Source organism: Enterobacter sp. CCUG 70166, from assembly GCF_020224095.1.
Taxonomy (GTDB): Bacteria; Pseudomonadota; Gammaproteobacteria; order Enterobacterales; family Enterobacteriaceae; genus Enterobacter; species Enterobacter intestinihominis.
On the sequence record NZ_NRIQ01000035.1, the window covers coordinates 176,929 to 197,302 of the forward strand.

Annotated in this window: 17 protein-coding genes; 3 read left to right on the forward strand and 14 right to left on the reverse strand. The window is 56.3% G+C overall.

Annotated features, from left to right (window positions below):
* Nucleotides 1-7: 7 nt before the first annotated feature.
* From CKK19_RS15035 to CKK19_RS15095, 13 genes are all read right to left on the reverse strand, one after another.
* On the reverse strand, nucleotides 8-490 hold the full coding sequence (locus tag CKK19_RS15035; protein ID WP_014884229.1) for an Hcp family type VI secretion system effector: 483 nt from the start codon (nucleotides 488-490) through the stop codon (nucleotides 8-10).
* Nucleotides 491-670: 180 nt separating this feature from the next.
* On the reverse strand, nucleotides 671-1,120 hold the full coding sequence (locus CKK19_RS15040) for a T6SS amidase immunity protein Tai4 family protein (protein ID WP_051979828.1): 450 nt from the start codon (nucleotides 1,118-1,120) through the stop codon (nucleotides 671-673).
* Nucleotides 1,105-1,599: a T6SS effector amidase Tae4 family protein gene (locus CKK19_RS15045; RefSeq protein WP_022648411.1), complete on the reverse strand. Its 495-nt coding sequence runs from the start codon at nucleotides 1,597-1,599 to the stop codon at nucleotides 1,105-1,107. Before CKK19_RS15045 ends, CKK19_RS15040 begins: the two co-directional genes overlap by 16 nt.
* Nucleotides 1,600-1,602: 3 nt before the next feature.
* The gene (locus tag CKK19_RS15050; RefSeq protein ID WP_225455177.1) at nucleotides 1,603-2,028 is read right to left on the reverse strand and encodes a Rap1a/Tai family immunity protein; all 426 of its coding nucleotides are present in this window, start codon (nucleotides 2,026-2,028) and stop codon (nucleotides 1,603-1,605) included.
* Nucleotides 2,029-2,107: 79 nt separating this feature from the next.
* Nucleotides 2,108-3,607, reverse strand: coding sequence for a type VI secretion system contractile sheath large subunit (gene tssC, locus CKK19_RS15055; RefSeq protein WP_006810956.1), 1,500 nt, complete (start codon nucleotides 3,605-3,607; stop codon nucleotides 2,108-2,110).
* Nucleotides 3,608-3,610: 3 nt separating this feature from the next.
* Complete coding sequence (gene tssB, locus CKK19_RS15060) at nucleotides 3,611-4,135, reverse strand: type VI secretion system contractile sheath small subunit (protein WP_022648413.1); 525 nt, start codon at nucleotides 4,133-4,135, stop codon at nucleotides 3,611-3,613.
* A 75-nt stretch (nucleotides 4,136-4,210) separates the two neighbouring features.
* Nucleotides 4,211-5,227 (reverse strand): type VI secretion system protein TssA, encoded by a 1,017-nt coding sequence (tssA, locus tag CKK19_RS15065; RefSeq protein ID WP_015570331.1) that lies wholly within the window; start codon nucleotides 5,225-5,227, stop codon nucleotides 4,211-4,213.
* Nucleotides 5,228-5,238: 11 nt separating this feature from the next.
* A complete protein-coding gene (gene tagF / locus CKK19_RS15070; RefSeq protein WP_006810959.1) occupies nucleotides 5,239-5,955 on the reverse strand; it encodes a type VI secretion system-associated protein TagF in 717 nt (238 codons plus the stop codon).
* A gap of 16 nt (nucleotides 5,956-5,971) precedes the next feature.
* Nucleotides 5,972-9,592 carry a type VI secretion system membrane subunit TssM gene (tssM, locus tag CKK19_RS15075; protein ID WP_063853538.1) on the reverse strand — a complete coding sequence of 1,207 codons (3,621 nt, stop codon included), beginning with the start codon at nucleotides 9,590-9,592 and terminating at the stop codon, nucleotides 5,972-5,974.
* 2 nt (nucleotides 9,593-9,594) lie between these two features.
* A complete protein-coding gene (locus CKK19_RS15080) occupies nucleotides 9,595-10,833 on the reverse strand; it encodes a DotU family type VI secretion system protein (RefSeq protein ID WP_063853539.1) in 1,239 nt (412 codons plus the stop codon).
* 17 nt (nucleotides 10,834-10,850) lie between these two features.
* Nucleotides 10,851-12,194, reverse strand: a complete 1,344-nt coding sequence (tssK, locus tag CKK19_RS15085; protein ID WP_063853540.1) for a type VI secretion system baseplate subunit TssK — start codon at nucleotides 12,192-12,194, stop codon at nucleotides 10,851-10,853.
* A gap of 28 nt (nucleotides 12,195-12,222) precedes the next feature.
* Complete coding sequence (gene tssJ, locus CKK19_RS15090; RefSeq protein WP_022648418.1) at nucleotides 12,223-12,726, reverse strand: type VI secretion system lipoprotein TssJ; 504 nt, start codon at nucleotides 12,724-12,726, stop codon at nucleotides 12,223-12,225.
* Between the two features lie 23 nt (nucleotides 12,727-12,749).
* Complete coding sequence (locus CKK19_RS15095; protein WP_023300336.1) at nucleotides 12,750-13,244, reverse strand: hypothetical protein; 495 nt, start codon at nucleotides 13,242-13,244, stop codon at nucleotides 12,750-12,752.
* A gap of 928 nt (nucleotides 13,245-14,172) precedes the next feature.
* On the opposite strand from CKK19_RS15095, the gene CKK19_RS15100 reads away from it, so the two are divergent.
* The 3 genes from CKK19_RS15100 (at nucleotide 14,173) to CKK19_RS15110 (ending at nucleotide 18,138) form a co-directional block, all read left to right on the forward strand.
* Nucleotides 14,173-15,153 (forward strand): GlxA family transcriptional regulator, encoded by a 981-nt coding sequence (locus tag CKK19_RS15100; protein ID WP_023300337.1) that lies wholly within the window; start codon nucleotides 14,173-14,175, stop codon nucleotides 15,151-15,153.
* Between the two features lie 78 nt (nucleotides 15,154-15,231).
* A complete protein-coding gene (gap, locus tag CKK19_RS15105) occupies nucleotides 15,232-16,242 on the forward strand; it encodes a type I glyceraldehyde-3-phosphate dehydrogenase (RefSeq protein ID WP_022648420.1) in 1,011 nt (336 codons plus the stop codon).
* Nucleotides 16,243-16,455: 213 nt separating this feature from the next.
* Nucleotides 16,456-18,138: an alpha,alpha-trehalase gene (locus CKK19_RS15110; RefSeq protein ID WP_063853541.1), complete on the forward strand. Its 1,683-nt coding sequence runs from the start codon at nucleotides 16,456-16,458 to the stop codon at nucleotides 18,136-18,138.
* Nucleotides 18,139-18,210: 72 nt separating this feature from the next.
* On the opposite strand, the gene CKK19_RS15115 is transcribed toward CKK19_RS15110, so the two are convergent.
* The gene (locus tag CKK19_RS15115; protein ID WP_063853542.1) at nucleotides 18,211-20,313 is read right to left on the reverse strand and encodes a TonB-dependent siderophore receptor; all 2,103 of its coding nucleotides are present in this window, start codon (nucleotides 20,311-20,313) and stop codon (nucleotides 18,211-18,213) included.
* Between the last annotated feature and the right edge of the window lie 61 nt (nucleotides 20,314-20,374).

A 20,374-nucleotide genomic window follows, 5' to 3' on the forward strand; every position in this document is an offset into this window, starting at 1 on the left:
ACTCCTGTTATGCTTCTTTGTTTTCTTTAATGTTCCAGCCAGCGCTGCTTTCAGCACCTTTACCACCGGCAGTGGTCTGCTCCCAGTACTGCTGTTTCACTTTCGCAGCCTGGAATGCATAGGTCACGCCAACGGTATCGCCGTTGTCTGCACCGGTGTACTGAACAGAAGTCACGAGAACGTCTTCCAGGGTGATGCGGGTGTATTCAACCTGCTGACCACCCGCTTTGCAGACGGACAGTTCAACTTTGGTCAGGTGTTTACCGCTTGCGCAGTGTTTCAGGATTGCTGTAGTGGATTTGTCGATCAGAGCGTTAACGTGCAGATCGTTAAAGTTAACTTTACCGGCACCGCCGCCGCCACCAACGCTCATATTACCCGGCTGGGACGCGCCCCAGGAGAAGGAGGTAATGTCAGTCCAGCCGGTGTGGTTAGAATCTTTAGATTCGCCCGTAACACCCTCGACCTTCAGAAACATATCAATAGCCATAATATCTACTCTTCGTGGATGAACAATATTGCTTTCGAAAAAGCCCTTATATGGCAAACAGGAAAGCATGGGGCTGAATAAAACCGTCCATATTTTACCTCTGCCTCATATCAAACGACCCGTGTCATTTGACAGTCTTACATTCCCCCTGAATGAACGGAAAGAATGTGAAGTCTTTTACTACTGCGGATTATCCTGAATCCAGGTACGATCAGGATCGCCAATGATGAGCTGCGGAACCAGTTTATTCAGTTCGTCGCTATGATAAAGACGTAGACAATTTAAGGTTACGCCTTTTACATCAGGTTTGCGCTCCGAGTGGAAACCATTAATTTGGTTTTTATACTTCCCAATAATGGCGTTAACTTTGTCAGTACCGTTTTCAGCATCAAACGGTATCCATTCAATAAATGCACTCGCACTGCGGGCCGCATCAGCAGAAAATTGACTGCCTTTATCTGCTACCTGCGCAAGGCAGCGCGCCAGGACAAAATCTTTAACCACCTGCCGGTATGTTTGCTGCTGATAAAAATCAACGTAAGGGTTGTCGCCGCGAGCAGAAAAAGATAAGCAAGTGAGCAAAAGAAATACGGTCTTTAAACACCTGAATGTAATTATTTTAATTCCCAAAACCAGATTTCCTGACAGTACGGAAAGCAATCGGAGTTACATATAAACGAATTATTACTCAGAGGCTCGATAAGGTCGATATGACCACCGCCATACCCATCAATTTTATTGAAGAAAACAACACCTTTTCGGCCCAACATTGAGCGTGCACCAGCCTCGCGGTCTTTAAAGATTTCTGCCTTGCCAAACACATGGGATTTATAAAGCTGATCGGCAAGTAATTTTGCTCCAGGCTCGATTGTTTTTCCCTTATAGGGACCGGTCTTTATGGGTAAACGCCCTGTAAATTCAACATTGCATTTTAACAATGCCAGGCTCATTCTTACCGCACAGGTATTTTCGTATGCCGGTTGTTGCTTGATAATCGTCGAATAATCGTAGCCAATTTCTGAAAAAACCTGTTCACCCGAGGCAAAACCCGCGCGTGTGTGATTTGAAGAGTAATGCTGACGTTTAAGTTGTTCGTATAATGGTCTCATTTGTCACTCTCCTTTTTTGCACGGGCGTAATTCTTTCATGCCGCCAATGATGATTTTTGAAGCGCGTTCCTCGCCTTGCTGTTTCGATAAGTCCGCAAAACGAGAATAGAGAAACTCATGTATTGTATTTGGCAAAAAAGGCCTGCCCTTGCACCATGCAGTGCCCTCAGACGCGTCGACTACGCCGAGAAGATACATATTTGCCTTAATGCGTTCACGTTCATTCGTTTTCGACAGCCAGGCTTTAGCAAAACGCTCTGCACTCAGATTTAAATCGTACCCTGTTAACAGCGTCGGATCGCGTTGGAAGTTTGATGTGTCATCCTGAGGCAATGCTTCCGCTTGAGGGTATTTGTAATTTCCTGCCTCCGCGCCTGCGAGAGTAGAAACTGCCAGGAAACTGGTCGCGATCAAAAGTATATGTTTCACCGTCTATCCTTATTCACTGACAGAAACAAGCTAAGCTCTTCCGCTCAAATTGCCGGCCCCTTCGGGCCGGCAATCATCATTACGCGTCCTTCGTCTTCAGCGACGGCAGTTTAGATACCAGACGCAGGGAAACGGTCAGGCCTTCCAGCTGGTAGTGTGGACGCAGGAAGAACTTCGCGGCGTAGTAGCCCGGGTTGTCTTCAATTTCCTGCACCTGCACTTCCGCAGCCGCCAGCGGTTTGCGGGACTTAGTTTCCTGGGAGGAGTTAGCCGGGTCGCCGTCCACGTAGTTCATCACCCAGTCGTTCAGCCAGCGTTCCATCTCTTCGCGCTCGCGGAAGGAGCCGATTTTGTCGCGCACGATGCACTTCAGGTAGTGAGCAAAACGACAGCAGGCGAACAGGTAAGGCAGACGGGAGGCCAGACGCGCGTTAGCGGTGGCATCCGGGTCGTGATACTCGGCCGGTTTTTGCAGGGACTGCGCGCCGATGAAGGCGGCGAAGTCGGAGTTTTTGCGGTGAACCAGCGGCATAAAGCCGTTTTTCGCCAGCTCGGCTTCACGACGATCGCTGATGGCGATCTCGGTCGGGCATTTCATGTCCACGCCGCCGTCATCGCTCGGGAAGGTGTGGCACGGCAGGTTTTCCACCGCCCCGCCGGACTCCACGCCGCGAATCGAGGTGCACCAGCCGTACTCTTTGAAGGAACGGTTGATGTTGGCGGCCATCGCGTAAGCCGCGTTCGCCCAGGAGTAGCTGTTGTGGTTCGCGCCGTCGGTCTGCTCTTCAAAGTCAAAGCTGTCGACCGGATTGGTGCGAATGCCGTACGGCAGACGCGACAGGAAGCGCGGCATGACCAGGCCCAGATAACGGGCATCTTCCGATTCACGCAGTGAACGCCAGGCGGCGTATTCGGTGTTCTGAAAGATTTTTGTCAGGTCGCGCGGGTTAGCCAGCTCCTGCCAGGACTCCATCTGCATCACGCCCGGCGCGGTGCCGGTAATGAACGGACAGTGGGCCGCAGAGCCGATGCGCGCCATCTCGCCCAGCAGCTCAACGTCCTGCGGGCTGTGGTCGAAGTAGTAGTCGCCTACGATGCAGCCAAACGGCTCGCCACCGAACTGGCCGTACTCCTGCTCGTAGATTTTCTTGAAGATCGGGCTCTGGTCCCAGCCCACGCCCTTGTAGCGCTTCAGGGTGCGGCCCAGCTCCTGCTTGGAGATGCTCATAAAGCGGATCTTCAGCATCTCGTCGGTTTCGGTGTTGTTCACCAGATAGCTCAGCCCGCGCCAGGCGCTCTCCAGCTTCTGGAACTCCTCGTGGTGAATGATCTGGTTCACCTGCTGTGAAAGCTGCTCGTCAATACCGGCAATCAGGTTCTGAATGGTGCGGTAGGTATCGTTTGAGAAGGTCACGGTGTTTTCCAGCGCCTGCTGCGCCAGGGTTTTTACCGCGCTTTCTACGGCAGAGCGCGCCTGATCGGTTTTCGGGCGGAACTCTTTATTCAGCAGCGCGCTGAACTCGTCCTGGCTGAAGGCCTGGCCCGCCTGCTGATCGTGTTGTTGAGTCTGGTTGCTCATCGATTATTCCTCGCTACCTTTTGCACTTTCGTCATTTTTTGGCATCTGGCTCAGGGATTTGAGCAGCGTCGGATCCTGAAGGATTTTTGCAATCAGCTCTTCCGCGCCGTTTTTGCCGTCCATGTAGGTCAGCAGGTTGGAGAGCTGGGTGCGCGCTTCCAGCAGCTTGTTCAGCGGCTCAACCTTGCGGGCCACCGCGTCCGGCAGGAAGTCGTCCATGCTGTCAAAGGTCAGATCGACGTTGAGCTTACCTTCGCCGGTCAGGGTGTTATCCACCTGGAACGCCACGCGCGGCTTCAGCGCCTTCATGCGTTCGTCGAAGTTGTCGATGTCGATTTCAAGGAACTTACGCTCGTCGACGGCTGGCAGGTTTTCCACCGGCTTGCCAACCAGATCGGCCATAACGCCCATCACAAACGGCAGCTGAATTTTGCGTTCTGCGCCGTAGATCTCTACGTCGTATTCGATCTGCACGCGGGGAGCACGGTTGCGTGCGATGAATTTCTGTCCACTGTTACTCATTGCCATGATGTTCTCCATCAAAGATGCGCGGTGAAGGTGAAACGGCAGACTCCATGCCTGTCGTCATAATGCCAGGACGCGTCATTCGCGGCGTCCAAAGATGTTTTCCAGTTGGTTAACGCCGTCTGGCGCCAGGTCGCGAATAATGTCCATAAAGTTGAGTTCAGACAGCCGCTGCACCCGTTCAATCATCAGCGGTGCGGGGTGGCTGGGTTCGTACTGCGCAAAATACTGTTTCGCTTTTTCCAGCATCAGCTGCGCGTCGGCGCGGCTGGTCACCTGCACGCTGCGCCAGTCCGTCACCTGCTGAACGGGCGACGCGGCCACTGGCTGCGGCTCGGCGTGCTGCTCAGCCTGCGCGTCACGGTTCGGCAGCAGCTTGCTGATATCGGTCACCTGACAGGCGCTGGAAACCAGCCCGACGGTTTTCAGCAGCTGTTCCATCTCCGGTACGCCACTTTCCCCGAGATAGCCGGTAAGCAGTTCGCGGATGGCGAGCAGGCGTTCGTTGATCACGATTACCGCTTCGGTGCCTGGCTGATCGCCCCGAGCCAGCTCATCTATTAATCGTGGACGACCGCCCGGATAATCCGGACACTCTGTTTTACTGCCGTCAAGCAGCGCCTGGGCGTCACGGAGCGAAATCTCATCGCCGTTAGAGCGGAGCAGTGAGGCGTTACGCACCGCGACCGTCAGGTCAGATTTATCACTCAGCCCGGCGAGGGCGTTGATGCGGTAGAACGGATCGGTTTCGCCATACTCTTCCAGCAGCGGGTAAAGTTGCTCCCAGTAACGGGACAGGGCTTCCTGCACCAGCAGTAGCCCGTCGGCGTAACCTGCCAGCCCGCGACGACGCGTCCAGGCATGGGTTAACGCCAGCATGACGCGAAGATCTTTGGTGCGTCCCAGTAGGCTGGTGGCGAGTTTTTCCACCGTGTTCCAGTCGGCAGGCTCTGCCGGAATGATGGTGTCGCCAAACTGCTGCTCGGCTTTGCCCTGACTGGCCTGCCCCATGGCCTGGAAATCAGCGTCGTACTCCAGGTTTTCACCGCAGGGGTTATCGGGGCTTATCGGCGCGAGAAATTCATCGATATTCATAAGATCCCTGCTTATTCAAACATAGGCGGGTAAAGACCGTGGCGGCCCGGACGGGCGCCGCCTGCCGGATCGAACAGCAGCGTAAAGAGCTGCCCGGTGAAGTTTCCGCTGTGGACGTGGGTGTAAAGCGGATAGCCGTCGCAGCGGTTTGTCCACCAGTAGCTGGTCTGGCGCAGCGGATCAAAACACTCCGCCGCCTGCGGCCAGCCCAGCGTGCTCTGACCCTCGTCGTCATAGCCAATCACGTCGAGAATGTCGGAACGCTTTTGCGGCTCAACCGGCTGGGGCGCCGGGATAGTCATCAGCATTTCATCCAGCTGGGAGGCAGAATAGCTGTTACGCACCGCGTGCAGCCCCAGACGGCCAAGCTGCTGGTACCAGCTTTCAGCCTGCCCGAGCAGACGGGATGACCACTCGGCCGGGGTGAAGCTCAGTTGCAGGCATACCGGATAGTGACGGCCTACGCTGTCACGGCCCGGTAGCAGGCAGCCCATCTGAATCATCTGGCTACCAAGCATCGGCGGGACGACAAAGTTCCACACCGGGGCTTTAGAAAACGGGCGCTCACCGCTGCGCTGCTCTTCCTGTTGCCAGGCCAGCAGGCCGACCTGAAACCAGTGCGACCACTGGCGTTGCAGGGTATCCGGAAAGCGACGCTGCAAAAAATCTCCGGCGCTGGGTAATTTGCCATACCAGCTATAACGGTTCATCGCAGGGGTATTCGTCATACGGCTGTCCTTGCGGTTATGGGCATGAGAAACGGGGAAGCTGGAACGGGTTACGGATGCTGTTCGGGGCAAACTCCAGCGTGACCTGATGTCCGTCGACGTTGAAGGTGGCCTGACGGCTCAGGCTACCCGCGCCAGGGCTGGTGCGCGCCTTGTCGAAAAAGCGGTTCAGCGCCCAGGAACCGTTAGTCACCAGCGTTGCGGTGCTGCCATTGGCCAGACCGAGCTGCATACGCACCTGGTTCGTCCCGCCCGGCCCCGGCCAGGTCATGATCTGCACCGCCTGCGGACCGTGGCTGTAGCGCAGCAGTTGGCCGTCCACGTCCAGCGTCAGGTTCAGAATGGTATTGTCCATACGCACGGTGCGCACCGTCACCTTGAAGGATGGCGTGGTCGCGCCGTTTGCGAAGAAGGCATCGCGGACAGACTGCGCCTGCTGGAACGGACGCAGCAGCCCTTCACTGCCCGGCAGCGTTTTACCGTCGATGCCCGGCATAAAGCGCCAGTTCGCCTGGGTGGTGTCCACCTTGTTGGTCAGGTTGTCGCGGAAAAAGGTGTCCATCAGTCCGGTGCCCGGCGCGAACATGCGGGCGAGATCGTCCGGCGTCACCTCAGTGCTGGCGCTGCGCACCAGCGGATAACGCCCGGCAATCGCCTGACGGCAGAACCCACCCACTTCCACGTTAATGCGCTTACGCACGTTCTCCAGATCGCGACGCTGAGTGTCGCTGCTGGCGCCGACGGCCATATTGCTGAACATGGTTTGCAGCCCGCCCGGCAGACGTCCCGCGCTGGCTTGCAGGCGGCTGATTGCATCGCCGCCCGGCGCAGGCATACCGCTGTTGGCTGCATCCTGAACGGCGGTCAGGTAGCGATAAAGCTCGTCAACCTGCTTAAGAAAATCATCAAAGACGATGGTCTTGCCGCCCTTCTCCAGCGGCTGCGCCAGCTCAATCATCGGCGCATAGTGGTCGGTCACCAGTTGCTCAGGCGCCTGCGTCACAACCGCGCCCTGCGTCGGGGCATTGTCACCGTTGCTGAACAGTGCTTCCAGCGTGCGGGTGGCGCGGTTGCTTTGGTCTTCCGCTTTCTGCGCATCTTCCGGCGCAGGCGCAGTGCGCGACAGGGTCAGCACCTTGCTCAGGTTAAGTACCAGACGGCGCAGCGGCGAATTGGTGCCTGAAAGCAGGCGCGCGGTGTTGATACGCTGGGAAAGATCGGCGCTGTTGTTGAGCTGAATATCAGCGAGAAAGCGATCCCAGTTAACGATAAAGTCGCGCATGTAGAGCTGACGCACGGCGTTGTCGATCTGCTGTTTATCTTCCTGGGCAGTGGTCGCTCCCAGTACCCAGGCATCGTCCTCGTGCAGGGCGGTGGTCACGCTGTCGATCTGGTCGTTGAAGCTTTTCCAGTAGCCGTCCGGCGTATAGAGGCCCGGTACGCCCTCACTCACCGGCTTGCCGCTTTTACGCGAAAACACCAGCTCGCTCTGCGGGCCGCCGAGATCAGAAAGCGAAACCGGCTTCAGGTTCTCATCATGCTCCAGCAGACGTTTCAGGCGCCCATATACGCGTGTTGAGAGCGGCTGCTGGCTGATCAGCGCCCTCTCGCGGGCCACCAGATCCTCATCCTGCGCATACGGTGAAGCCTGAATTTTTGGCTCCAGCAGCTGCGTCAGGTGCCATTCCAGCTCCTGAAGCTGCGCCTGCGTCACGTTCTGCGGCAGGTTGCGTTGCAGGTTGAGCATCACCCACGAGTGCAGGAATTTACCGTCATAATGCTTAGGCTGGTAGAGCATCTGATAGGCTTTCAGCGCCTCATAGCTGTACTCCACGTCGCTGCCGTTGTCGTTGCGCAGCCAGGTGGTAATGTGCATCGCCACGGCAGGCAGCAGCATCTGATCCAGCGCCTTCTGATACAGAGACTGCGAGGCATCGCTGACGTCATCCCCGCGATAAAGCCCCATGCGGCGGGAAACCGGCGGGTTGTTAACGTCGAAGGCATCGCTTTTCGGCAGATCCACCAGGCTGTTAAGCAGCGGCAGAAGCGCAAACAGATCGCGCTGGGGCTGGTTTTGCAGCGCCTTGCTCTGCTGCTCCAGCATCGGCACTTTTGCATCTACCTCTTCCAGATAAGCTTTATTTTTGGCGTAGCTGGTCAGCCACAGACCACCCAGGATCACCAGCAGGGCCAGCAGCGCCGCGTAGCCGGACCACATCACGGCGCGGTTGCGCAGCTCCCACCAGCGGTTTTCCCCGGCGATGCCCGCTTCCTGGAAAATCACGTTTTGCAGCAGATTTTTAATGAAGAAGCTTTGGCCCTTCGCGCCCGGGATCGGCGCCTCTTTGCTTACCGAATCCCAGCGCGTGCTTTCCTCCCCTTCAGGTAAGGAGAGCGCGCGGTTCAGCTCGCCCATCACGCGGTCAAACGGCATCCCTTCCTGGGTGCCGCTGGCAAAGTAGATGCCGCGCGGCGAAAATTCGGTTTCGAAGTTTGAGCGGGCAAAGACCGTGCTCAGGTAGTCTGCCAGCAGCGGACGCAGCGCGGCGAACTCCTGCGGGAAGAGATAGGCTTCCGCACGGGTTTTGGCGTCATGCTCTTTAAGCATGGTTTCCGGCAGGCCAGCATCCAGACGCTGTTGCAGCAGTGAAAATTCCTGCTGGAAGTTGCCCATCAGGTCGTAATCGGCGTGTTTGGTCTGCTCCCACGGCAGCGTAAAGCCCCAGATCTGATCGCGCTGGGCTTTGTCGTAATCCGCAAACCAGGCGCGGAAGCCTTTAAGCAGATCCGCTTTGGTCACCATCACATACACCGGGAAGCGAATACCCAGCTGTTCATGCAGCTCGGAGAGACGCTGGCGCAGGTTGACCGCCTGCTGGCGGGAGGCCTCAGCGGACTGCGAAAGCAGGTCGGAAATGCTGATGGTGATAATCACGCCGTTGATGGGCTGGCGACGGCGGTATTTACGCAGCAGGTTGATAAATTCCAGCCACTCCCCGGCGTCCTGAACCTGCTCGCTCTCCTGAGTGGTGTAGCGCCCCGCGGTATCCAGCAGAACCGCCTCGTTGGTAAACCACCAGTCACAGTTGCGCGTGCCGCCAATGCCGCGCAGCGCGGTTTTACCGAAGCGGTCCGCCAGCGGGAATTGCAGCCCGGAGTTGGCCAGCGCGGTGGTTTTACCTGAACCCGGCGCGCCAATAATGACGTACCACGGCAGCTGATAGAGGTACTGCGTGCTGAAGCGCTGCGTCCACTGCGCGCCATGTCCCGCTTTGCTGAAGTGGGCTTTTTTCAGCATCTGGGCGGCTTCATCGAAACGCCCGGCAAGGATCTGCTCCTCGCTGTTCAGACGTTTCTGCGGATCGGCCGCCTCCGGGCTGGTGGTATTTTCGTTAAGCTTGTCCATCAGCTTACGGTTCAGCCAGGCGTTATACAGCCGCGGCAGAATGTGGCTCTGGGCCCAAATCAGGTAGACCACCGCAATGCTGATGACGCGGTTCTGCTCTGATTCAAGGGGCCGGGTGTCCACGATGGACAACAGCGGGCCAATCATCCAGATGACCGCCGCGAGCGCCGTTACGCCCAGGAAGCTCCACAGAATGCGATTGGTCAGTATAGAAAGTAGAGTAGTCAGCATCCTTAGTTTCCTTGCGGCAATCCGTTCAGCTCGGCCTGGGTATTGTCAGGCGATACCAGCAGCGTAATCTCCACGCGGCGGTTACGGGCGCGATTTTCAGGCGTCGTGTTAGGCGCTACCGGGTTGATCTCGCCCCGCCCTTCGGCTTTGACGCGCTCAGGCTGCGTGAGGCTACCCTGGAGCTGTTTTTGCACCGAACGGGCGCGCTCAAGCGAGAGTTCATAGTTAGAGGCGAAGCGTGCGCTGCGGATCGGCACGTTGTCGCTGTACCCCACCACCAGAATTTTGCCGCTGACGTTATTCATCGCCTGGGCGATGCGGTCGATGACCGGCTCATAGCGATCGCGCACCACCGTTGAGGCCGAGGCAAAGAGTCCGTCCCCTTTCAGGATCACCACGCTGCGATCCGCCTCATCCTTAACGGCCACCAGACCGGCATCAATTTCCGGTTTCAGGAAGCCGCGCAGGTTCAGTACCGCCGGCAGCTGGCGCGCAGGTTGCTGGATCGTGGTTTCCGGCAGTTGGGACTGGTAAATTTTCGCCAGCACCGGGCTGGTGTTATCACCGAGACGCCAGTTCAGCACGATATAGAACAGGCAGGCGATAAAGCCGACCAGCGCCACGCACGCCCAGAGTGGAATCATCGGCCGCCAGAGCTTGCGCAGAACGGGGCGATCTTCCGGGTGCGGCGAGAGCGGCGGCGGGTAGCTGCCGCGAACGCCACGGATCATCTGCCACAGGCGCTGTTTGATGGTTTCAAGCTGGGTCCGGCCATTGTCCAGCACGCGGTAGCGGCCTTCAAAGCCGAGCAGCAAACAGTAGTTGATCATCTCCAGCAGCAGAATGTGTTCGCGCGGATTCTGAGACAGACGTGCCAGCAGCTGGAAAAACTTCTCGCCACCCCAGGTTTCGTTATGAAACGTCACCAGCAGACCATTGCTTGACCAGACGCCGCTGCTTCCCCAGGGGGTCAGAGCGGCGGCTTCGTCCAGCGCCGTGCAGAGGCAGTAGCGCGCGCCGACAATCACTTCATACGGTAAGCCCGCCTGCTGGCATCGCACCTCGAAACGGCGAATTTCGTCAATCAGGCGCTGGCGCAGCCCGACCTGATCGTCGTGGGAAACCGAATGACGGATTTGCGGAATCGCATTGAGCAGCGGATTGGCGGCCGCCACCAGCTGATTGTTCCCACTGGCTCCGGTAAACACGGCATCACTGCCGGTATCCTGTCGTTCCTGCATATTAAGCGCTCGCTTTATTATTCTGTCGGGCTACGGATGGCCCAGAACTCCATATCGAGACCCGGGAATTCCCCTGCGAGATGCAGCGCGAATGCCCCAGACTTGTCCATCTCGTGCCACAGTTCGCTGCCCCTCTCGAGCTCGAAATAGCTGTAGCCTGCATGCCACGGGATCTGCGGCGGCGCGACGGGCATTGCCCGAAGCATGATGCCCGGCAGCTGGAGCTGAACCAGATCGCGAATTTTCGAGACTGGCGCAACCTTCATCTGGGCAGGGAAATGGGTTTGCAGGTGTTCGCCGGGGACATTGGCTTTTACCGCCAGCACGAAGCCAAATTCGCGGACCATGCTGGTCTCCGGCACGGTGGCGATGTTAAGACCGTGAGAGCGTTCGTGCAGCGGCAGCTGGATGGCATGATCTTCCATGACCAGCGACAGCCCCTGACGCAGCATCAGCATCAGTTTGCCGAAGCAAAGGGCAAGATCGTCATGGTCGTATACCGGCAGTACGCTCTCTGCGGTACGCTGCGGCGTCCAGGTGGCGAGTTCCGTGGCAAACGGCAGCCAGCTTCGCCAGAGCGCTTCAGGGTGAAGCAGCGGCAGCGTTTTTAAATGTGAGATGTCGCCAAGGTGGCGGTTGATCAGCGAAAGAAGCGTGAACTCAACCATCTCGGACGTATTGAAACGCCCCGGCTGGCGCAGGCGGCCGCCGATCTGCTGGCTACGCTGCACCAGCAAGCCGTGCAGGTCATTGATCATGCCGTACACCTGCGGGCTGTTATTGGCGTTCAGCATTGGCGGGATGTAGCTGTTATCCAGCCGCACGTGGTTGTCGTTGCGCTTTTCAGCGACGCACGCCACGCCGATGGCGGTCCATTCTGCCGTCAGATCTTTCTCCAGCATCAGGGTCAGACGCAGGCGGCCAAACTGAACCGTCGCTTCCCCGACCGACATGGCGTTGTCGTCTTCTACCTCTTGTTCAAACGTAATAAAACGCGCCAGAGAAGAGTGCTCCTCGCTGAAAATCACCTCTTCACGTCCACCGCGACGAACCGGCAGCGCAAGCACCACCTTTTCATTGGTAAGATTATCGGGGATTTTTAGCGGGGCCGGACCGTTGCGGTCGCTGCGCACCTGGAAAAAGGTGCCGTCAGGCAGCAAACCGCTACAGTAGCTCAGGGCAATACAGCCCTGGCGAAGCATCGCTTCATCCAGCTCAAGGTCGAGAAAGCCCCAGAGATACGAACGCTGCAAGGCCCCCCACTCACGAACGTGGTTGAGGAGGTAACTTTCTGTCCGCTGAAAATGGTGGGGACGCAGGAACATGCCCTCGGTCCAGACGACCTTTTCTGCTTTCGTCATGATGATCTCTTTCCTGTTATGAAGGGCGTTACTGACTGATGACCCGGATACCATTTACGTCAAGGAAGACGCTGGCCTGGAGTTCATCTGCGGACCATTTCCAGAACTGGTAAATCGCGTTTTCGCCGGGAACAGGCAAAGGAAGTGAGACGCGCCATTTTTTGCCGTCCAGTGCCTGGTATTCCGCCATTACGCCGATATAGCGCGCTTCCGGTGAGCTTTGGCCGCTCAGGGTTTTCGAAAGCTGGCCCGGCATCAGGAAGAACACATCGCTGTTCAGCAGATTCGCGCCAAGCGTGGCTGACGCGTTGTTCTGTAAGGAGTAGAAGTCGCTGGACATGAAATCCGCATCGGATTTCAGCAGCAATACTCTGACCTTAAGCGGTGCAGAATCATTGATTTGAGGATGAGCCTGAAACTGAAGATTGTAGCGGGAGGGGTCGCTGTGTGAAGACGACGTACAACCACCGATCAGCGCGAGAATCAACGCAAAAAAAGGGAACCACATCCGATGGAAATTTTTATTATTCATAAAAATATGCTCGTGAAACCCGTTTAGTTCAGGATCCAGGTACCGTTCGCGCTGTCTTTGCAGGCTTTGCTGTTGCCATCGACATCAACACAGGTGGTTTTCTTGCGCGCTTTAGGGCGCAGTGCCTGTTTACGCACGGTGGCTTCGTACTGGTCGGCCTTGATCACGGCACGCATCGGCACGTAACCAATCAGCTGTTCACTCCCATCATCGGCCAGCGCCATCCAGAAATGTTCAACCTGCCCAAGCACGACGTAAGTTTTTCCGGTCTCAAGCGTACGGATCACTTTTCCACCGTAGTCAGGACGGCTCATCAGGGATGCCGGGTACATAGCACGATACGGTTCATTCACCTGAGTGAACTCCGCCGGAGGGGTAACAGCGTGACGGTGCGTCAGCGTGATGCCATTAACCTGGCTGGTCACAATCGTATCATCGGTGATCGCTGGTTTTTGCGGCGCCTTACAGCCCGCCACCGCCATAACAAACAGAAGTGATAACAATACACGCAGTTTCATATGCTTTTCCGTAGCGATATTTAGAGGATGAAGAGAGGGGATAAAATTTGACTTAGGTGCTATTGTTAAAATAGTCAGGTTTTTCCGGGGCGTTACTATTATTTGGGCATAGCTACCGCACGAGCCTTCGAGAATAAGGCCCAGCGTAATCCTGACATATTTTGACAAACGGTAAACAAGTTTACATGAGCTTATCACCTTTTCAATATTTCCTTTTTCGCTACTGCTGATTCATGAGGCATTCGCCTCACTCTGAGATTAATCTGAAAAATAGAGAAATCACGCAATTAGCTGATTTAAAGACAAAAAAACCCAAAAGAGAACCATTCTCACTAACGTAATACCACTATTCCTGCCACTACCATAATTAGTAGAACAGAGAATTTTTCAGTTGCATATGAATATATCTCACACGAATTATTTGTTGTATCGATAGCAAATCGTCAATACTCAGGACGATGTCCCATCAAATTAAGAAAACACAGTAAGGGTGAAAAAATTAATTTCACGCCGCAAATTAACTTTATGCTCTCCCCCTTCTTAAGATAATTTTCTCTCGTCTGGGCCGTACAAATAATTAAGCCTGACTACAATCTTACTCGCCAAGGCATTGCTCAAAATATAACCCACCCTTTCCAGGTAATTAATAAAGACGCTGCTTTCGACAGGCGAACTTCATTTGGCATTTTACCGTCACTACACTATTGCTTGCTTTCCACCACTCCGACGATTTATTACAAACATGATGAAAATTTGTTATGAGTTCTTTGCTTTCCCGCACCATAGCTTACAGGCCGAGCGGTAAAAACAGGTTAAGTGGGTATCAAAATATGTGCCGTTGCAGGCATCGGGGTTGACCAGAACCGTGCTCGGTAACGGTCAACGTCCTCCACTTGACTTATATTGTAAGAAAGGTACTTTTCATGACATGAAGAAGATCCTGATAATCGTTCCTGATGGTGGCATGTTGTTTGAAGCCGCCGGTATAGCCGACATTCTGATGCAGGCCAACCGTCTGCACCCGGACGGTCTGGCGCAGCCCCGCTACCGCATCATTATTGCCACTACCCAGCCTCACCTGGTGATCCATGGCCAGTCCGGCTTAAATCTGCTGGCGGACTATCGCCTGCCGGAGCTGGATCCGCGCGAGCCGCTGGACACGATTATCATCACCGGCCGTGGCATGAATGAGCAGGAAAGCACTGCGGTGGTGGACTGGCTGCACCTGGCCGCGCCGCATGCGCGACGCGTCGCCTCTGTCTGCGGCGGGGCCCTGCTGCTGGCACAGGCCGGACTTCTCGATGGGCGCCGGGCAACGACCCACTGGCGGCTTCTGGAAACGTTGAAAACCCGCTATCCTGCGGTCAACGTTGAGGGCGGCCCGCTCTATGTTCAGGATGGTCCCGTCTGGACATCCGGCGGCGTCAGTTCCGGGTTTGATCTGACGCTGGCGCTGGTGGAGGATGATTACGGCTTCACCCTCGCCCGCAACGTGGCGCAGGATATGGTGATGTACCTGCGCCGGCCTGGCGGCCAACTACAGTTCAGCCGCTATAATCTGGAGCAGTCCGGCGCGACCGGACCGGTTAGCGAACTGCAAAGCTGGATCCTGCAAAACCTCACCGCAGATTTGTGCGTCGAAAGGCTGGCCGAACGGGTCGCCATGAGTCCGCGCAATTTCACCCGCGTGTTCACGCGTGACGTCGGTGTACCTCCGGCCCGTTATGTCACCGAAGCCCGCCTGGCCGCCGCACGACAGCTTCTGGAGCAGACCCCGTATCCGCTTGAGGTCATTGCCGAAAAAAGCGGGTTTGGGACCAGCATCAACCTGCGCCGCGTTTTTGAAAAGCAGCTTCATCTCACGCCGGGCGAATATCGCCAGCGTTTCCACTGCCGCAGAATGGCGTAATCTGATCCTTTTTTGTCATTTACGCCAACCGACCTGACACCTACAGTAACTCCAGACAACACAGATAAGGAGTGCATCATGGTTAAGGTCGGTATTAACGGTTTCGGCCGTATCGGACGTAATGTCCTGCGCGCGGCGTTGGGCAATCCGGATCTCCAGATTGTGGCCATTAACGATCTGACGGACAGTAAAACCCTCGCCCATCTGCTGAAATATGACTCTCTGCTTGGCACGCTACCGGTACCTGTGGAAGCGGCGGACGGCGCGCTACAGGTTGACGGGCAACGCATCACCGTATTCAGTGAACGCGACCCGGCAAACATTCCGTGGAAAGACGCTGACGTTGAGGTGGTAATCGAAGCCACCGGTTTCTTCACCGAACGTGATAAAGCGGCGGTGCATATCACGAGCGGCGGCGCAAAACGCGTCATTATTTCCGCCCCGGCTAAAAATGATGATCTGACGGTGGTAATGGGCGTGAACCACACGCTGTACGATCCGGCCCAGCATTTTGTGGTCAGCAACGGGAGTTGCACCACTAACGGTCTGGCGCCAGCGGCGCAGGTGCTGCACCAGCAGTTTGGCATTGAACACGGGCTGATGAACACCACGCATGCCTACACCAACAGCCAGGCGCTGCATGACCAGCCGGAAAAAGATCTGCGCGGCGCGCGTGCGGCAGCATTATCGATTGTGCCTTATTCCAGCGGCGCGGCAAAAGCGCTCGGGAAAGTGATCCCCGAACTGGACGGTAAACTCACCGGGTATTCCCTGCGCGTGCCGGTGCCAGTGGTGTCGATTGTCGATCTGACGGTGACGCTGAGCCGCAACGTGACCGCCGAAGAGGTGAATGACGCGTTCCGTCAGGCTGCCGGTAGCGGGCCGCTGAAAGGCATCCTGGGCTACAGCGATGAACCGCTTGTCTCCAGTGATTATCAGGGCGACCCGCGCTCATCCATTATCGACGGGCTTTCAACGCTGGTGATTGGCGGGAGTATGGTGAAGATCCTGTCGTGGTATGACAACGAGTGGGGCTTCTCAAACCGTCTGGTGGATTTGGCGGTGCTGATGGATAAAAAAGGGTTGTAGGGCTTAAGCCGGGTGGCGTGAAGCTTACCCGGCCTTTCCGTGGTGTGGTTAAAAATTAAGTAATCCAACCCTGGTGTAGTGAAAGCGCACCCGAATTTTCTGGTTATGCGAAAAATGGGACATTCAACACGCGAAGTTATCGATATTCGTCTAAGGTTTTCAGGTAATTGACAACAGCGGTCACGCTGCTCAGCGAAGACAGGAGACGAACCGATGATAAGACCTCGCGCACGACGCCCCGCTTTTTTACCCCTTGCGTTGGCAGGCGCACTACTCGGTGTTACCGCATTTGGTTATGCTGAAGACCAGCCAACGAGCCAGCAAAGCTCACCTGATATTCTTCTTGGCCCCCTCTTTAATGACGTTCAGAGCGCCAAACTGTTCCCGGATCAGAAAACCTTCGCGGATGCCGTTCCCAAAAGCGACCCGCTGATGATCCTGGCGGATTACCGGATGCAGCATACCCAGTCCGGTTTTGACCTGCGTCACTTCGTGGAGATGAACTTTATCCTGCCGAAGGAGGGTGAGAAATATGTTCCCCCTGAGGGCCAGAGCCTGCGCGAACACATAGACGATCTGTGGCCTGTGCTGACCCGCACCACCGACAAAGCGAACAAATGGGACTCCCTCCTGCCTCTGCCAAAACCCTATGTCGTGCCGGGAGGACGATTCCGCGAAGTCTATTACTGGGACAGCTATTTCACCATGCTGGGGCTGGCCGAGAGCGGCCACTGGGATAAGATCGGCGACATGGTGGACAACTTCGCATACGAGCTTGATACCTGGGGCCATATCCCTAACGGTAACCGCAGTTACTACCTGAGCCGCTCTCAGCCGCCGTTCTTTTCTTTGATGGTGGAACTGTTGGCCACGCATGACAGCGACGCGTTGAAGAAATACCGTCCGCAGATGGAGAAGGAGTATGCCTACTGGATGGAGGGGGCTGATGGGCTCCAGCCTGGTCAGGCAAACAAACGCGTAGTGAAGCTGGATGACGGCTCCCTCCTCAACCGCTACTGGGACGATCTGGACACGCCACGCCCTGAGTCGTGGCTGGATGACGTGACCACCGCCAAAAATAACCCTAACCGTCCGGCCACCGAGATTTACCGTGATCTGCGCTCTGCCGCGGCCTCGGGCTGGGATTTCAGCTCCCGCTGGATGGACGATCCCCAGAAGCTGGGTACCATCCGCACCACCAGCATCGTGCCGGTGGATCTGAATGCGCTGATGTTTAAGATGGAAAAACTGCTGGCCCGTGCCAGCCAGGAAGACGGGGATACCGCAAGCGCAAGTAAATATGACGCGCTGGCCTCCGCACGTCAGAAAGCCATGGAGAGCCACCTGTGGAACGATAAAGAGGGCTGGTATGCGGATTACGATCTGAAAACCAGGAAGGTGCGTAATCAGCTGACTGCCGCGGCCCTCTTCCCGCTGTATGTGAAGGCCGCATCACAGGATCGCGCCAATAAAGTGGCCGCAGCCGCATCGTCGCGCCTGCTGAAACCGGGCGGTATTTCTACCACCACCATCAACAGCGGGCAGCAGTGGGATGCGCCGAACGGCTGGGCGCCGTTGCAGTGGGTAGCGGTGGAAGGGTTGCAGAACTATGGTCAGCAGAAAGTGGCGATGGACGTGACCTGGCGTTTCCTGAAAAACGTTCAGCATACCTACGATCGCGAGAAGAAACTGGTTGAGAAGTACGATGTCTCTTCGACCGGTACCGGCGGTGGCGGCGGTGAGTATCCGTTGCAGGACGGTTTCGGCTGGAGTAACGGTGTGACGCTCAGGATGCTGGACATGGTCTGCCCGAAAGAGAAGCCGTGCGACAGCGTACCGGAGAATCAGTCTGCGGCAAACGATGATGTTGCACCTGCTAAACAGGCGGCGCAGTAGCGCCCCTCACCCTAACCCTCTCCCCAAAGGGGCGAGGGGACTGTTCAGTGTGGTAGCGCCACCGGGCTTTTTTCAGAAGCTGTAGCTCGCCCCGACCTGGAAGGTGCGGTCGCGGCCTATCCAGCAGTTGGTCGCGTCATAGCAGGTGAGCGTCTCTTTGTTGGTGACGTTCTGCGCGCTCGCTTTCAGCGTCAGCCCCTCCAGCGATGGCGCCAGTTCACCCATGCGGTAAGATGCCGCCAGATCGTACTGCGTCGTACCGCCCAGCTTGCCTGCATCATTGGCTGGCGAGATCTCCATCGGCCCGGTGTAGCGTGCACCAGCCCCCAGCGTTAACCCTCTCAGCGGCGTGCTGTCAAAGGTGAAATCTCCCCACAGATTAAAGGCGTTCTCAGGGACCTGCGTCGGTCGTTTGCCCTGGTACTTGTCATCTTCAGTATTGATGGCGTGGGTGTAGGCATAATTAGCAATCAGCGTCAGGTTATCCGTTGGACGACTAATAGCGGAAAGCTCCGCGCCTTTCGATTCCACTTCCCCGGTCTGTCGGTAGTTGAGGAAGCCCGGATCGCTGGTCACCACATTTTTCTGACGAATGTTAAACACCGAGGCGGTGAAGGTAGTTGCATATTCCGCCAGCAGATATTTCACCCCACCCTCCACCTGCTTACTGGTGGTGGGCTTAACGTCTTTCGCGGTCAGCGTACCCTGCGGCGATACCGGTGCGAAGCCTTCCGAATAGCTGATAAACGGCGAGAGACCATTGTCGAAGGCATAAAGCGCCCCCAGTCGTTTTGTGAGGCGATCCTGCGATACCCAGGCTTTGTCACCGTTTTGCAGATAGTTGGTGGTGACGGAACGGTAGTCGTCAAAGCGCAGGCTGGCCAGCACGTTAAGCCCGCCAAACGCAATCTGATCCTGAAGGTAATAGCCATTCTGCTGATAGCCGAGACGGTTTTTCTGCGCGGTTACAAGCCCCAGCGCATCGTTATCGATCTGCGAGTGATCCGGATTGCGCATATCGATACCCGGAGTGGACGAGGCGTAACGATAATGGAAGTGAGAGTTCAGCTTCTGGTAGTCAAAGCCCGCCAGCAGATGATGTTGCCAGTCCCCCAGCGCGACGGTTCGGGTAACCTGGTTATCAATGTTGAAGCTCTGCAAATCTTCATCCGTGGTATAGGCGAAGCGGTTAAGCTGGTAGACCTCGCTGCCCGTCCCGGTGGAATAGGCGCTGCGCTGGTGGGTATCCACGTCAAAGTAGCGCGCTTTCTGGTTAAAGCCCCAGCCACTGTCAAACTCATGTTCAAAGCTGTAGCCCAGCATCCACTGGCGCTGTTTGAAGCCGCTCCACTCATCCCCGGCATAGTCACGACGATCGGCGTATTTAGACCGCAGATAGCTTAGCGGCATCGGATCAGACGGCGTCAGGCTCGGCGTATTTTGCGCCAGCGCGTCAATGGTCAGGCGCGTTTTGTCATCCGGCTGCCAGGTCACGGAGGGGGCCACCAGATAGTTTTCATAGCGCGTGGTGTGCGCCTGTTCGTCACTTTCCGTCGCTTTGCCCAGCAGACGATAGTTCCAGTCGCTGTTCGCGATCTGCCCCGTGGAATCCAGGTACCCCTCTTTCAGATTGCGGTTTCCGGTATTAAAGCCCAGTTCTGTTTTCGCCTCTTTCTGCGGCTTTTTACTCTGAATATTGACCAGCCCACCCGGGGAGCCGCCGCCATACAGCACGGATGACGGCCCCTTCAGGATATCGACGCTCTCAATCAGCAGCGGATCGATTCGCGCTTTGGTGTTCCCGGTGACGTTATAGGGAAGTTGCAGGCCGTTGTAGAACTCCTGATCGACGTTGAACCCGCGGATTTTGTACTCGCTCATGTAAGAGGTGCTCCCGCGCACCTCCGTGGAAACGCCCGGCGCATAGCGCAGGATCTCGTTTACCGAACTGGCGTGCCGCTGCTCAATCTCTTTAGCGGCGATGGTGTTGATCACCTGCGGCGTTTTACTTTCCGCGACGGCTGATTTCGTGGCGCTATTGGTCCAGGCAGGGAGCGCGCTGCCCTGTTCTGTACCGGTTACCACGATGGTGGGTTCTTCTGCGAAAGCCTGTGTCTGCAATGCCAGCGTGACGGCGCCTGCCAACGCGCATAACGCAAAACGTGAGGTGCTCATAGTGTCGTCTTATTATTAGATGATATTGGGAACGACAATTATTATCATTTTTATTACCGAA